This window comes from Leeuwenhoekiella sp. ZYFB001 (genome assembly GCF_011784865.1).
GTDB classification, from domain to species: domain Bacteria; phylum Bacteroidota; class Bacteroidia; order Flavobacteriales; family Flavobacteriaceae; genus Leeuwenhoekiella; species Leeuwenhoekiella palythoae.
The window spans coordinates 2,244,494-2,260,116 of the sequence record NZ_CP050460.1 but is presented as its reverse complement, the minus strand read 5'-3'; the positions used below and the strand labels follow the sequence as shown (position 1 = coordinate 2,260,116).

Sequence of the window (15,623 nt, the reverse complement as noted above, 5' to 3'; positions counted from 1 at the left end):
TTGGCGAAGCTTCCTTAGACCTTTGAAATCACAAACAATGTCTATGGATCTTCAAGCCTATTTAGCACAGCATACGTTTCCTCCTAAAGTAACAGCATCCTTGCATCTGTTACACGAGAAGTTGCACGACTTTGGGTTAGAAGTAGATTACCCGTGTCTAAGCAAGGCCACCTTATACGAGATTTGGAGTAGCTTTTTTGATTCGTATTTTGATGCCAAAGAATATCGGTATCCGCTGTACAAGTCGGCTCTTAATTATTTGATGGCAGATGATTACCTGATTACGCGCCAATCCTTTGAGGCGCTCAGTCGCAGTTTGTGTTTTATGAAAGAGGTGCTGGCCACCAACTTGTGGCTACGGGGCGAACTCATTGCACAAGCGATGATTCAGCTGGCGTGTTATTACGGCAACCACCCTAACCGCTTGTCACCCTGTGCACGACTGTTTGCCCAGAAGTGGACCTCTGTACGTGATCTGCAAGCCTGTATTGCGCTACACGAACTCTTATTTGGTCGTAGTTTGGAGATGCCGGGCTATATCAATACATCTAAAACCAAGCTGCTTGCACTAGAGCGAAGAATCTTTTCGGTACTTTTTGAAGAACGTAGCCTGAGAAAAACCTTGCCGTTTTTAGGCTTGTCTAAACAGGAAGCCCACTTATTTCTCTATGGAGGTATTCCGTATCTGGAAACAGAAGGGATTGAGCAAATCAATACGCTGAAACATTACCGCAGTATTGTACGCCTGTACAAAAATGTACCGCAGCACCTAGATGCACTACTAGAGTTACTTACGCTATCGCATAGGTGGAACTATGAAATTGACCTCTTTGAAAACGACATCGCCTTTTGGCAAGAGGCAGTACGCTTTTACATCAGCAATTTTAAAGAAGCGGACTTTGATGGTGCAAGGATATTTCTAGATTATATTGAATATAAGCGCTACACCGATATAGACACTACCGGTACCTATTCCTTAAAAGATAAAACGCTGGCGTCCTTCAATCGGGAAATGAATCATTGGCATCGCTACGGTTTTGAAGAGGTAGACCTTGAGAAGCCCATGGTCATTTGGGAGCCCAGAACGTTTAAAACCTATACAGCCACTCTGGATGACAGCGTGTATAAGATCGAAGAGATCATAGATAGCCATACGCTACTCAAAGAGTCTAAAGTGTTGAAACATTGTGTTTACGGTTATGTAAATCGTTGTCTTCAGGACTATTCTCGCATTTTTGGATTACGGGTGCAACGTAAAGGGCATTTTACTCCGTGTTGTACCATTCAAGTCATCGATAAAACGGTCGTTCAGTTTAAAGGAAAAATGAACCGTAATGCTACTGAGGCCGAAGAGCAACTGTTAAAAGCCTGGTGCGAAATAAATAATTTAACCATTAATATCCTCTAAATGAGGATTTCCGTAAAGCCATTAAAAAAATAGCAACTATATTTAAAGCAATAATCAACTATGCCCCAAACTCATAACCGACTCCTAACCAAGTCTCGTTTTAAACTGGCCCTTGATTGCCCTACTAAACTGTATTATACCCGCAAGCCGGAGTATGAAAATCAGCAGGTGGGCGATACCTTTCTCGAAGCCTTAGCCCAAGGTGGTTTTCAGATCGAAGAATTAGCACGGTTACACTTTCCGCAGGGCATCGCCATTTTAGGCGAAGATTATAATTATGAAGCTTTAGCTACACGCACCCACGAACTCTTACAGCAAAAAGAGGTGGTTATTTTTGAAGCCGCGTTTCTACACGACGGCTATTTCATTCGCACCGATATTTTAGTCAAAAAAGGAAAGCAGATCCAGCTTATCGAAGTCAAAGCAAAATCCGTAGGCAGTAGGGGGCATGACGGGTTTAGCGTGACCGGTGGCTGGTCTGCTTATTTATACGATGTTGCCTTTCAGCAGTATGTGATCGCGCAGGCACATCCTGAATTTCAGATCACACCCTATCTTTTCCTTGCCGACAAAGACGCTGTGGCTACCGTAGATGGCTTGCATCAGCATTTTCAGCTCGTTAGCGACACTGATCTGCGTACGGGCGTACGAGTGACTCCCGGACTCCGGATAACCGACTTAGGCGCGTCTATTTTAGCCAAGATCCCTGTTGCGGAAGAAATTCAGAAGATTTTTACCACAAACCCAAGCTTTGAGGGGATGACTTTTGCCGAAACCTTGACCTTCTTTAAACAGCATTATGCCGAAGATATCAAACTACACACACCTATAGGTAAACACTGCAAGGGCTGCGAGTTTTATACCGAAAAGCCTACCGAAACCCACCGCAGTGGTTTTCACGAGTGCTGGCAGGAGCAGTTGCAGCTTCGGGTAGGCGAGATCAATAAACCGAAGGTGTATGAGGTATGGAATTTTAGAGCTTCTAAAAAATTGATGGAGGCCGGCACCTTTTTTATGCACGAGCTTACCGATGCCGATCTAAAGGTCAAAACCGAAGCCGGAAAGATCAGCAGCACCGAGCGCAAAGCCCTGCAAGTGGAAAAGACGCTCGCTCAGGATCCCGAGCCGTATTTTGAACGTGACGGACTGCGAGATGCTTTTGCACAGTTTACCTGGCCGCTCAATTGCATCGATTTTGAGACCACCGCCGTGGCGATTCCCTTTGTAAAGGGGATGCACCCCTATGAGCAATTGGCGTTTCAGTTCAGCCATCATATCATAGCAGAGGATGGCAGCGTCACCCACCATACCGAATATATCAATACCCGCATCGGCGCGTTTCCCAACTTTGAATTTGTACGGGCGCTTAAAGCAGCGCTGGAAACCAATACCGGAAGCATCTTTAGATACCACAACCACGAGAATACCATTCTCAATGTGATCTATAACCAACTCAAAACCTCAGACGAGCCCGACCGGGAAGCCCTGATGCAGTTTATACAACACATCAGCCACAACACCGGTAGCAATGCAGACAGCTGGACGGGCGCCCGCGATATGATCGACCTGTATAAATTGGTGACCGACTATTACTACGACCTGCAATTGGGCTGGTCTAACAGCATCAAAGCGGTATTGCCTGCGGTGCTCAACAGCAGCGCCTACCTTAGGGTTAAATACAGTCAGCCGCTGGAACACATTGACGTGAGCAGCCTCAACTTTGCACCCCAGCACCGATTTATTCAGGAGGACGAAGCCGGTACGGTGGTGAGTCCGTATAAAAACCTGCCGCCCTTGTTTGACCACTGGGATGCCGAACAACTGGATGCCGCAGTCACCAACATTGAGGGCATCAGCGATGGAGGAGCAGCGCTTACCGCCTACGGAAAACTACAGTTTGAAGCCGTAACCCCAGAAGAACGCCAAGAAATAGAAAACGGACTCCTACGCTATTGCGAACTCGACACCCTCGCGATGGTGATGATCCTGGAATATTTTAGAGAAGTGATACAAGAAAATTAACTAACCTAGTATAAATACCAATGCATAAAAATGATTTACAAAACCTTTTATTATCAACTAAAGAGCTAATTGACGTAAACAAGCGCTTCTTAAAAGAATCGGGAGAAGATTTTAACATCTTCAGTATTACAAATATTGAGAAAAAGGAAGTACATACACATTCATCAATGATTGCAGAACTTTTAAATCCTTACGGGACGCATCATCAGGGAAATTGCTTTCTATTTTATTTCTTAAGTATCATAAAGGATTTAGTATCAGAAGAGCACCCTATTCATACTAATTTGAAATCAACGCCAAGTGTTTTTGTTGAATATACTATAGGTCCTGTCTCTGAAGATAAGCTATTTGGTGGAAGAATAGATATTTTGTTGATTTTTAATGATTTCAAAGTAATTATTGAAAATAAGGTTGATGCTGACGATCAAGAGCTACAATTGACACGCTATAAAAATTTTTGTGTAGAGAATGATATTGTGCTTTATCTAACTAAATGGAATATCAATGAGGCTGTAAATAAAACAGCTGGTGACTTAAAGGCTGGTATAGATTATCACTGTATTAGCTATCAGTCAGAAATTTTAGAATGGTTAGAATATTCTCTAAAAGACCTTAAAAACCAATATGTTCTTGATGGTGTCAAGCAATATTATTTATTAGTAAGAAAGATAACTAACCAATTAACTCCCAAATATATGAGTGAATTCAAGAATTTGATCAGTAGTAATTTAGAAGAAGCTAATTACATCAAGGATAATTATGATCTAGCTGAACGACACGTGAGAGAATCATTTAGAGATGACCTATTACTTAATTTGCAAACAAAATTAAGTGATGCAGACTATACTTGTGAAATTTGGGGTGATATCAATTATGAAGAATCTGGGATTGTAGTAAAACCTCAAATTAAAAATCATATACAAGAGGCTACAGTTTATTATTATATCGCGCCATTCAATAATTTTGAGGGCATTCTGAGTATCTCAATTTGTAATTCAACATTGCAAGAAGCGGTTGCCTTAAAGTTAAACTCTGAATGGTCAAAATTGGGAAAAGGATATTCAGTTCAGTATCCCGTTTTTCAAAGCTTACAAATTGATTTAAGTAATTTTAAGCAGTTAGTTGAACTAACAAAACCAAAGATACGTAAGAAAAAAGAAGAAATAATTATTGAGGAGGTATTAAGATTTATTGAAAGAAATAAAGAAAACCTAGAGCAACGCAACCAAGAATACACCAAATAATTTATCACCACCCAATGAACCTAACCACCCTCCAAGAATTTCTCGACACCGCAGAAATACCTATAATCGAACCCAAACCCTTAACTTTTTTAGAAATCGCAAAGCAACCCCATTACGAGAATGTGTTATCCAATATTTACGCGTTCTTCTTTGATGTAGCACAAGAGCACGGATTTCAAGACCTGTTTATACAAAGTTTACTTGAATTGATACAGGAGTCTAAACTAGGCAAAGAAAAGGAAGCTTTGCAAAGTTTTAGTGATTTTGCAATAGAAACCGAATATAACACAGATAATGGAGGGCGAATTGACCTACTGTTACATAATGAGCAGCAAGCCATCATCATTGAGAATAAAGTGTATCACTTCTTAGCAAATGATCTTGATGACTATTGGGAGAGTATTATAAAAAAGGGGCGTCAAGAGTCTGAAATGATAGGGATCATTCTCTCCTTAGATCCAATTTATAATATCGAGTGTAAGAAACCTGAAACGGTATTGCATTATATAAACATTTTACACCAAGATTTAATTCAAAGAATTTTAAAAAACAGTGGATCATACTTACTTCAAGCAAGTGATAAATATGCTGTTTATTTAAAAGATTTAGCCCAAAACATTCAAAATATGAGTACACCAGATATGAAACCAGAGGAGCTGCAATTTTATAAAGATAATAGAGATCGCTTAATACAGGCTAAGAAGTTTTTTGAGCGTTTTGAAGATTATATAAAGAAACAAATAGAAGAAGCTTTTAGTCAATTAGACCGGGATAAATCTTTTTTAGTCATTAAAAACAACAAAGGCAAAAACCATTTGCATATATTTTCAAAGCGTAATCCAGATCTTATGTTCACAATAGGTTTTGCACGCCTATGGGATAATGAAAGTCATAGTATGAATGTGATTGTTGAATTGCAAAAGAAAGCCCTCAATAATCGATCGATATATAAAGAAATAGCATTTACAGATAAAGAGTATGATTGTATAGCAAATAACTTTTATAAAGAAACTAATCAAAACTGGTGTCATTTTGCAAAGAAAAATTACACCGAAACAGAAATCAACTTTAATTATCTAAGCGCCTTTTTAATTCGAAGAATAGAAGAAGATCATTTACTCTCAATTTTTAAGAAGTTAGATGCCTTTCTAACCGAATACAGAAGCAAACCCCAACCACTTTAGACAAAAAATGTACACCCCTTAATTCTGTGATTTGATATCACTGCAACTCCGTAGATAATAAATTGAAGTACCCAGGCGCACATAAGGCAGATGCGGTTTAGGTTGCTCATTATCGACACGGCAGTACTTGGTGTCATAAGAAGTCTGCTTTGATGCGTTGTGTGGCTGTTGCCCCTTGTGGTGGTCGTGATCGTTTGTAGAATTCATAGCTCGTGTATTACATGTAAGCAGTTATTGTTTTTTTTATGGGTTGGTTTACAGGGTTTTAGATAATAACAAGATAGTTTTATTTGCAGGTTTTTACTAATGCTATATTGATGTTTAGGTATTTAATATTCGCTTTAATATGCTGTTTTATAAAAGGTTATGCGTAAAATGAGGTTTTCCTCATTAATAACTTGTGTATTACTCGTAGTTTTAAAAAGTGATTAAACGTATTGATTTCCTTATTTTTAGTCTTTCAACTACCAAATTCTCTAAATGGCCTTATTTCAAGCATCGGTACTCAACAAGTACCTGAACGCACAAGATCAAAAACCCGTTGCCAAAGCCTATAAAGCATATACCGCCTATTTCCTCAACCCGGTGATCCAGGAGAACATCCGTAAGTCAAAGGAAGAGCAGTTTCAGGCTACCTTTTTAAACGAACTCTTTGTAAGCATACTGGGTTATACCTTAAACCCCAATCCCAACTATAACCTCACAACCGAGTTTAAGAACGAAAAGAACAACCGTAAGGCCGACGGGGCAATCCTTAAAAAGGGGAGCGCTACCGGCGTTATTGAGTTAAAGGGAACCAATACCAAAGACTTAGAGAGCATCCGCCGGCAGGCGTTTGATTACAAGGCCAATCAAAAGGGCTGTGTGTATGTGATCACGTCTAACTTTGAGAAGCTACGCTTTTACATCAACGATGCGACTGAGTTTGAAGAGTTCAATTTATTTGAATTGACCCTCGAGCGTTTTACGCTGTTGTACCTGTGCTTACAGCACGATAACCTGATGAGCGACCTTCCGCTTAAAGTAAAGGAAGCTTCGATCGCTGAGGAAGAAAAGATCACTAAGGAGTTTTATAAGGATTACTCGGTATTTAAACGCGAACTCTTTAGAGACCTCGTAAAGCGCAATGTAAAACGCATCCGCAGTAACCGCCAGAGCGAACTGGAAGATGCCACCACAGCCGAACTTACCGAAGAAGAACGCGCAGAGCGTAACCGCCTGCAAAAGAACATCAAACTTACACTGTTTAAAAAGTCGCAGAAGCTTATAGACCGTTTTCTGTTTATCTTTTTTGCAGAAGACCGTGGACTCTTACCGCCCAACTGGACGCTGACCATTCTTGATGAATACAAGCAGTTACAGACCCTTGCGGTTGATGTACCGGTGTATGACCGCTTTAAACTGCACTTCAATTACCTCGATCAGGGGCGCAAAGGCGGCACCGGGCAAGATGAAATCTATGCCTATAATGGCGGACTCTTTAAACCGGATGCGATCTTAGACCAGTTGGTGATCGATGACGAACTCTTGTTAAAACATACCCGCAAGCTGGCGAACTATGACTTTGCCAGTCAGGTAGACGTCAACATCTTAGGCCATATTTTTGAGAACTCGCTTAATGAGATCGAAAGCGTGAATGCCGAAATAGAAGGCGACACCTTTGATAAGCAAACCAGCAAGCGTAAAAAAGACGGGGTGTTCTATACGCCCAAATACATCACCAAATATATTGTTGAAAATACCGTAGGCAAACTCTGTGAGGAAAAGAAAGCCGAACTGGGCTTTGAGGAAGCCGAGTATTTTAAAAGCCGTAAAGGCCGTAACAAAGACACGCTTAAAAAATTGGTTGCCATTCTTGACGACTACCGAGAGTGGTTGCTACAGATCACCATTTGTGACCCTGCCTGCGGCTCTGGGGCTTTCTTAAACCAGGCGTTAGACTTTTTGATCAAAGAGCACCGCTATATAGACGAACTCAAAGCAAAAGTATTGGGAGGCGGGCTCGTGTTTGCAGATATTGAGAACACTATTTTAGAGAACAACATCTATGGCGTAGACCTTAATGAAGAGTCTGTAGAGATCGCCAAGCTGTCCCTTTGGTTACGTACCGCTCAACCCCGCCGAAAGCTCAACGACCTAAGCAGCAACATCAAGTGCGGTAACAGTTTAATAGACAGTAAAGCCGTTGCCGGTGATAAAGCCTTTAAATGGGAAACACAATTTCCTGCGGTTTTCGAAAAGGGAGGCTTTGATGTGGTAATTGGGAATCCGCCTTATGTAAGACAGGAGCTATTTTCTGAACAGAAGAGTTATTTAGAAAAAAGGTTTAAGGTTTACCAAGGAACAGCTGATTTATATACTTATTTTTTTGAATTGAGTATTGATAAGTTATTGAAGAATAAAGGGATTTACAGCATAATAGTGGCTAATAAGTGGATGCAAGCCAATTATGGCAAGCCTCTTCGCGATTGGTTGGGGAAAAAGGATATAGTCGAAATAATAGATTTTGGAGATTTAGATGTCTTTAGGAACGTGGCTGCATACCCAATGATAATATCTGTTTTTAATCAATCAAATGATTCTGACGTTTATACCACTATTGTTGAAAATTTAAAGTTTGCCGATTTAAAGCAATACTGCGATAAAAATAAGTTTCTTGTAAGCAGAGAATCTTTAAACCCACAAGGTTGGAGCTTAATTGCAAGATCTTCGCATAATTTACTAACAAAATTTTTTCAAGCAAAGTCTAATTTAAATGAGTTTATAGTAGACGAGATATATTATGGGATAAAAACTGGCTTAAATGAAGCTTTTATTATTGACAGAATTAAAAGAGATGAGTTAATTAATAAAAATGTCAAAAATGCAGACATCATTAAGCCATTAATTGAAGGAAGAAATATTCATCGCTACTCAGTAAATTTTAAGGAAAAGTATATAATACTATCAATTCGGGGAATAAAAATAGACCAATATCCTGAGGTACTAGAACATCTAGAAAACTACAGAGAGAAATTACAAAAGCGAGCATCTTCTAAAATTCCTTGGTATGAATTACAGAGTTCCATTTCTTACTCAGAGAAGTTTAATAGCTGCAAAATAATATATCCGGATATCTCCACAGTTGGAAGATTTTATTTAGATAGGTCAGAAAATTTTTTCTTAAATAACACAGCCTATTTTTTTAATACAGATTCCGTTAGTCTTCTTGGTTATTTAAATTCAAAGGTTTTCAACTTTATTTACAGTAAATTATCTCCAAGCATTAGGGGTGGTTATTTTAGGTTTTTTACTCAATATATGAAAAAAGTGCCTGTGCCAGAATTAAGTAAGGAGCCTAAACTTGATTTAAATGCGAGATTAATAATTGTGTTAAATCGTGATTTAAATGATAAAATAAATAAATTTCAAACCTTTTTCACTTCTCAATATAAACTAGAAAAGGTATCCCGCAAGCTAGAGAGCTGGCACGAGTTGGAGTTTGGTGAGTTTATCAAAGAGCTCAATAAAAGCATCAAAGCCAATAACAAACTCCGTCAAAAAGCCGCTGCCGCTACTGTCAGTTCGAGCACTACCGATAGCTATCGGGACGAGAACTATGTTGAGGTGCCTGCCCTTACCAAAAAAGACGAGTTTGAGTGGATGTCCCTTTTTGAAGAAAACAAAAAGAAAGCTCAAGACCTGCAAACCCAGATCAATCAAACCGAACACGAGATCGACCAAATGGTCTACAAGCTTTATGGCTTGACGGAGGAGGAGATTGCAATTGTTGAGAATAGTTAATCGAAAACGTGAAAGCTATTAAATTCTGATTCACGAGTTCACGTAAAATAGAATGACACGAGTAAATTGAGATTGTGGAGAATAGTTAGCGTGTCACTTCGAGCGCAGTCGAGAAGCTATATAGTTCTACTGGTTCTCGATACACTTTTTAAAAGCTCAGGCTTTCAAAAAGCACTCGAACTGACAACACGAGTGTAACTTAATGCATATAGAGAAATGGCATAATACGCTAAACACACCATCGCAAGCAAAGAAACACTCCAAAACGCTTCAAAAGGGCTTGGATATAAAATGGGTAAAGCAAAAAAGTGAATCATTATGGAGTGGTTGGAGTACAACTAATTAAAAAAATAAAATGATCGAATATTTACAGAAAGAAAAAGAAGACTTATTTAAGTTTTGGGATCTGCGTGTAAAACACCAAGAGCTTTTTGATAAGTGGCTCCATCATGCTTATCAAGTAGTACAGCATGTAGCAATTGATGCTACCAAGTTAAGGCTGGCGCTCAGAACCAACCCTGAGGAGGCGATGATGATTTTAGGTAAGCCAAATATTCTAGCCTATAAAGAAGAAGGGGGAATGCCAATTATAGGTTTTGTTCTTGACGAGAACTTTATTAAAAATAATGAAATAGCCTTAGAACATCATAGCACTTTTAAATTTGCAGATCATACAAGTTTAGAACGATTTGTAGTAAGATCTTGGAATGATATTCCTAGTACTATACTTGCTGAAAATATGCAGCAGATAGAATCATTGTATACTAAAATAAAGGATTCAAAACTTACAGAGTGGAACAGAGAAGCACGAACGACCAATAATTATCTAAAACATTTAGTTTACAGTGATCTAAGTGCGTTAAATGAATTAGGTAGTATTCATAAAATACATTTTTTTAATAAAAGTGAGTTTGATGTTTTACAAGAAACCAGAGGCTTAAGCTATAATAAAGCAGATAAAGAACTTAAACGAAAATATGATCTTTTAAGGGAAGCTTATGTCAAGAATGAACATTGGGCGAAACAAGTAAAGAGAGATTTGTTTCCTAATGGTGTAGCCAAAACAGTAAAAAAGCCTACCAATCAAGCTAATAATTTTGATGGGTATATATGGAGTAGAATATATCCATCTAAGGAAGACTTTGAAGCAAAGTGGCTGGCGTTTACTGTGGGTATTTCAGTATATCATTTTGAAGTTAAAATTGATACCGTGGGTTTAGCCGATAGCTCTACTTTAAGGCAGAAGTACTTTAAAGAGCGCGGAGAATTTAATTCCTCTGAAATAGTGTGTAGATATCCTTTAGAAAGCGTATCAGGATGGCTTGATTTAATAAAACGCACTAAACAAGACATCAAAAATTTAATGCCTCAATATAGACGTCTTAAAAATCTAGAAAGTAACCTATCAACTTCAACCTTATCGAGAATGAATGAAGAGAAAAATTTTCCATTGAACAGGATTTTATATGGCCCACCGGGTACAGGTAAGACTTTTAAACTACAGCGTGAATATTTTGGTCAGTTTACGGTTTCTGAAAGTAGTTTAACCAAAGAGCAGAATTTAGAAAATCTGGTTGCAGATTTGACTTGGTGGCAAACCTTTGCGGTTGCGCTACAGGATTTAGGACTATCTAATTCTAATGACATTTTGAATCATGAGATTGTTAGAGCCAAAGAGCGCCTTTCAAGCGCAAAGACTATTAAACCCATTTTGTGGAGTCGTCTGCAGGCACACACGGTATTAAATTGTCCGAATGTAAATGTAAAGGCACGCAGTGAACCGCAGCTATTTTATAAAGATCAATCTTCAAATTGGAGAATAGAAAAAGAACTTTTAAAAGAACAATATCCGGAAGCTCTAGAAATATTAGAAAAGTGGAAAAACTACAAACCCGATGCAGGAAAAATAATTAAGAACTATGAGTTTGTAACCTTTCACCAGTCGTTTGGATATGAAGATTTTGTAGAAGGTATAAAACCCAAAATGGAAGAACAAAGCACGGATCTGGAGTATGAAATACAAGATGGGATATTCAAACGATTGGCGCTTAAAGCAAAAGCAGACCCTGAGAACAACTATGCCTTATTTATAGATGAAATTAATCGAGGTAATGTATCGGCAATTTTTGGTGAGCTGATTACATTAATTGAAAAAGATAAGCGCTTGGGAGAGGAAAATGAATTAAAAGTGAAATTGCCATACAGTCGAACTGAATTTGGTGTACCACCTAACCTTTACCTTATAGGTACTATGAATACCGCAGACCGAAGTGTTGAAGCTTTAGATACGGCCTTGCGCAGACGCTTTTCGTTTGAAGAGATTATGCCGCAACCAGAATTGTTTGCTGCCATTGCGGTCGCTGGTTTTGATCTTAAGGAGGTATTAGAAATTATAAATTTAAGGATTGAGGCTCTTTTAGATCGCGATCATACTATTGGTCATTCGTATTTTTTTAAAGTGAAAGATGCAACCAATAAAGAAGAAGCACTCAAGCAAGTGTTTAAGGATAACATCATCCCACTCCTACAAGAATATTTTTACGGGGATTATAGTAGGATTGGTTTAGTGTTAGGGGAAGGCTTTGTTAAACAAGCAGGACAAGTAGATGACAAGATATTCGCAAAGTTTAAGGATACTAATGATAGTGTTGAGATTTCCGAGCGCTATGAGTTAATTCCGATCAATGAGCAATTTAATATAGGCAATGCATTAGAACAGTTAACAAGCAATGCATAGTCGTAATCCCATACAAGTTTTTGAATATGATAGTTTAAAAATCGGTACGACTAGAGGTAAGGCTGTATTTAATAAAAAGCATTTTGATGCTTTGGTCAAGCTCAATGAATTGCACAATAACAAATACTTTACAGTTGGCCATAAGAAAATAATCTTCAAGCAGTATGTAGGCGTTTTACAAGTAGCTGATGTTTGTATAGAGGTTTTACCTAAGGCAGACCGCTCGAGCGGGAATAAGGATGCTTGGCAAAAAGCCTTGATTGAGATGCTCAAAGTAACTAAAAAACTTAAGGTCAATCAGGTAGATCACGCCAATGTTACTAAGCAAAGTAAGCATCTGTTGGATATTTATTTTGAGTGGTATTTAAAGGAGGTGCAAAAGCTCTTGTATCAAGGACTGATTAAAAAATATTACCGTAGACAGGGCAATCTCAACACCCTTAAAGGAAAGCTTGTTTTTGCAAAACAAGTATCTCAAAATTTAGTTCATAAAGAACGCTTTTACACAGAGCATCAGGTGTATGATACTAACCATTTAATTCATCAAATTCTAAATCAAGCGCTAAGTATCATAGAGCAGTTTACGCGAGGCGGCTATTTATATGGGAAATGCAAAGCGATCCAATTAGATTTTCCTGAGGTAAGGAATATTCACGCAACAGCGGCAACATTTGATAAACTCGTATTAGGTCGTAAAGAACAACCCTATATCACTGCTCTAAAAATCGCCCGATTTATAATACTACAGTATTCGCCAAATGTAAAAAGTGGTTCGGAGAAGATGATCGCCTTGCTGTTTGACATGAACAATCTGTGGGAAGAGTATATTCTAGTTCAGCTGAAAAGAGCCTTTAAAGAAGAGCAGTATCGCGTATTGGGTCAGCGTAAGAAAGTTCTTTGGAATGGTATCACGATAAGACCTGATATTGTTATTATGAATGGTGATAAAACGGAGCTAATCATTGATACGAAATGGAAAGTCATCGAGCACAATAAACCCTCAACACATGACCTTAGACAAATGTATGTGTACAACGAGTATTGGCAATCAGCTAGTGCGTTGTTACTATATCCTGCTAACACAGCTAGTACTATAAACCTAAGTGGCTTTGAAAAAATCGGTGACAATGATAATCACCAATGCGGTATAGCTACCGTATCTGTATTAAATAGTGATGATTCCTTGAATAAACAATTAGGTGAAGACTTTAAGAAAGAGTTGGATAACCAGATCTTTTCAACAAGCTAATAGTGCAAAAGCATTAGGTTCTTAAAAACAGTAATTTTCAGATGCTCTTGTGTAATTATATTTAAACCCCCGCTCCACAACACGCAGCGCAGGGGTTTAAAAGCTTACTTTTTGGTTTCTGGGTCAGCATCCAGATCCTCCTGCCGCAGTCGGTTCATCCGGCTTCTATGCCGTAAAAAGGTCTCGATCTCATCTTTGATGTAATACACCGAGTAGCTCACCTTTAAAAAGGGCAAGACATTCTTACGTCGCCAGCGGTACAGGCAGGAGGGCGTCACGTGAAACAGCCGTACCAAATCGGCATCGGTTAATAATACGATCTCGGGTTTAGGGGCTTTGTGGTTGTTGATGTTCTTCATATCCATTTAATTTACGCCACAAGGCAAGGTTAATACACTACACAACAGCACACACCTGTACCAGGTGAAGGGGAGTGCATCCCGATGACTATCGGGCGAGAAGCTAGTTAAAGCTTCTAATGATCAAGAGGGACTACTAAGATACATGGCATACCAAAGCAAGGCTTCTCCTATTTTAACCAAAAACGATCTCAAATTAACTGTAAAATTCTGTAAAACAGTGTTTTGCGTGTTTTTTACGGTTGTGCTCCCGGTTTGCTTCGTACTTCGTTCGGTCAAGACCCTATTTTTTAAGAACACTACCTAAGCGCGGGGAAAACCTGCCCCAAAAACAACCAACCCAATACCGAAGGAATACCGAACCAATACCGAAGGAAACCCCTGTTTTTTTTGGAACTGCCTGCAGCTATGTGCAACTGTATGCCAGACTATGCACAAAACGGTTCCTACTCGCTTACCCAACGCACGCCCATACCGCGCCGGGCGAGGCTCGAGCGTATCTTGGTTTTGGAACATGCTGCTGCTACTTTAGCTCCTGTAAACCAATTGTCTAACTTAAAAATCCATTATTATGGCAACTTATGACAAAGGAATTCTGGGCGGTTTCTCAGGTAAAGTAGGGTCAGTGATCGGGACCCGCTGGCGCGGCAAAAATGTGATGCGCAGCTTACCGGCACCTAGCAACAAAGTACCCACCACAGCACAGGTAGAACAACGTCTGCGCTTTGCGGCAGCGGTACGCTTTCTCAATCCCATCAAGAGCGTGGTGTCGCGCTACTTTGGGAGCAACCAGCAGGATAAGAGTATCTATAACCTGGCGACCTCCTATTTTATTAGAGAGGTGGTGATCCCCGACGGGTCGGGTGGGTTTACGATAGACTATCCCAGGGTGCTCATCAGTAAAGGGGATTTGCAGAGTTTGGCGAATCCGGCAGCAGCACCGGCCGCAGGCGAACAGATCACCCTAACCTGGGAAGACAACAGCGGGCAGGGCTTTGCCCAAGCTGATGATCTGCTCATCGCGATCGGGTATGTGGAATCGCTTAACCGCGCGTTGATCTTTAACGACGGTATACAACGAGATGCCACGACAGATACCTTGCAATTTCCGGCTTATCTCGCCGGGATGGAGGTCCAGCTCTACGCAACCTTCGTCACCGCCGATGAAAAAGAAGCCGCTACCAGTGTGTATTTGGGTGCTGTTACTTTGATCTAGGATTCAAGAGGAGGAGGAAACCTGCAGGTGTACTGCAGGTTTTTCTATATATCTTTTCTTTTTCGGCTTTTAATGCAAGGAGCTTCCTAAGGTTAGTTTGATAGGTTTTACCTTAAATCATGTTCTGTTCATTTTCTTTACTCGTCTAAAGAAAACGAACCAAAAGAAACGACGCCTTTTGGATAGGTATTTTTTGCTATCGCAAAAACCGCAAGCGCATCCCAAAATTTCTTCCAAGGCTTCAGAAATTCTTAACGGGATACCCTCGCTATACTGACCAAAAGGAAGCTTAACCCTTCGGGTATGAGTGTGTATAACGCTTATGAATAAGAGTATATCAGATGTGATTTCTCCCGATGGTCGAAATGACGTTTAAGAGGTATTTCTTATTTCTACTTTTGTATTTTTAAATTGTATCAAA

Annotated in this window: 9 protein-coding genes; 8 read left to right on the top strand and 1 reads right to left on the bottom strand. The window is 39.5% G+C overall.

The window, feature by feature from the left end; all coding sequences use genetic code 11:
- The first annotated feature begins 22 nt into the window (after nt 1-22).
- The 7 genes from HCN54_RS09780 (at nt 23) to HCN54_RS09750 (ending at nt 13,627) form a co-directional block, all read left to right on the top strand.
- On the top strand, nt 23-1,408 hold the full coding sequence (locus tag HCN54_RS09780; RefSeq protein WP_167597637.1) for a PcfJ domain-containing protein: 1,386 nt from the start codon (nt 23-25) through the stop codon (nt 1,406-1,408).
- A gap of 60 nt (nt 1,409-1,468) precedes the next feature.
- Nucleotides 1,469-3,430: a DUF2779 domain-containing protein gene (locus HCN54_RS09775; protein WP_167597636.1), complete on the top strand. Its 1,962-nt coding sequence runs from the start codon at nt 1,469-1,471 to the stop codon at nt 3,428-3,430.
- 20 nt (nt 3,431-3,450) lie between these two features.
- The gene (locus HCN54_RS09770; RefSeq protein WP_167597635.1) at nt 3,451-4,674 is read left to right on the top strand and encodes a PD-(D/E)XK nuclease family protein; all 1,224 of its coding nucleotides are present in this window, start codon (nt 3,451-3,453) and stop codon (nt 4,672-4,674) included.
- Between the two features lie 14 nt (nt 4,675-4,688).
- Nucleotides 4,689-5,858: a PD-(D/E)XK nuclease family protein gene (locus HCN54_RS09765; RefSeq protein WP_167597634.1), complete on the top strand. Its 1,170-nt coding sequence runs from the start codon at nt 4,689-4,691 to the stop codon at nt 5,856-5,858.
- A 480-nt stretch (nt 5,859-6,338) separates the two neighbouring features.
- Entirely contained in the window at nt 6,339-9,641 is a 3,303-nt protein-coding gene (locus HCN54_RS09760) for an Eco57I restriction-modification methylase domain-containing protein (RefSeq protein WP_167597633.1), read from the top strand.
- Between the two features lie 355 nt (nt 9,642-9,996).
- The gene (locus tag HCN54_RS17450) at nt 9,997-12,378 is read left to right on the top strand and encodes an McrB family protein (RefSeq protein WP_205881681.1); all 2,382 of its coding nucleotides are present in this window, start codon (nt 9,997-9,999) and stop codon (nt 12,376-12,378) included.
- Complete coding sequence (locus HCN54_RS09750) at nt 12,371-13,627, top strand: McrC family protein (RefSeq protein ID WP_167597632.1); 1,257 nt, start codon at nt 12,371-12,373, stop codon at nt 13,625-13,627. Before HCN54_RS17450 ends, HCN54_RS09750 begins: the two co-directional genes overlap by 8 nt.
- 104 nt (nt 13,628-13,731) lie before the next feature.
- Here HCN54_RS09750 and HCN54_RS09745 read toward each other — a convergent pair whose 3' ends face one another.
- Complete coding sequence (locus HCN54_RS09745) at nt 13,732-13,992, bottom strand: helix-turn-helix domain-containing protein (RefSeq protein ID WP_167597631.1); 261 nt, start codon at nt 13,990-13,992, stop codon at nt 13,732-13,734.
- 565 nt (nt 13,993-14,557) lie between these two features.
- On the opposite strand from HCN54_RS09745, the gene HCN54_RS09740 reads away from it, so the two are divergent.
- The gene (locus HCN54_RS09740; protein WP_167597630.1) at nt 14,558-15,202 is read left to right on the top strand and encodes a DUF6266 family protein; all 645 of its coding nucleotides are present in this window, start codon (nt 14,558-14,560) and stop codon (nt 15,200-15,202) included.
- Nucleotides 15,203-15,623 lie beyond the last annotated feature (421 nt).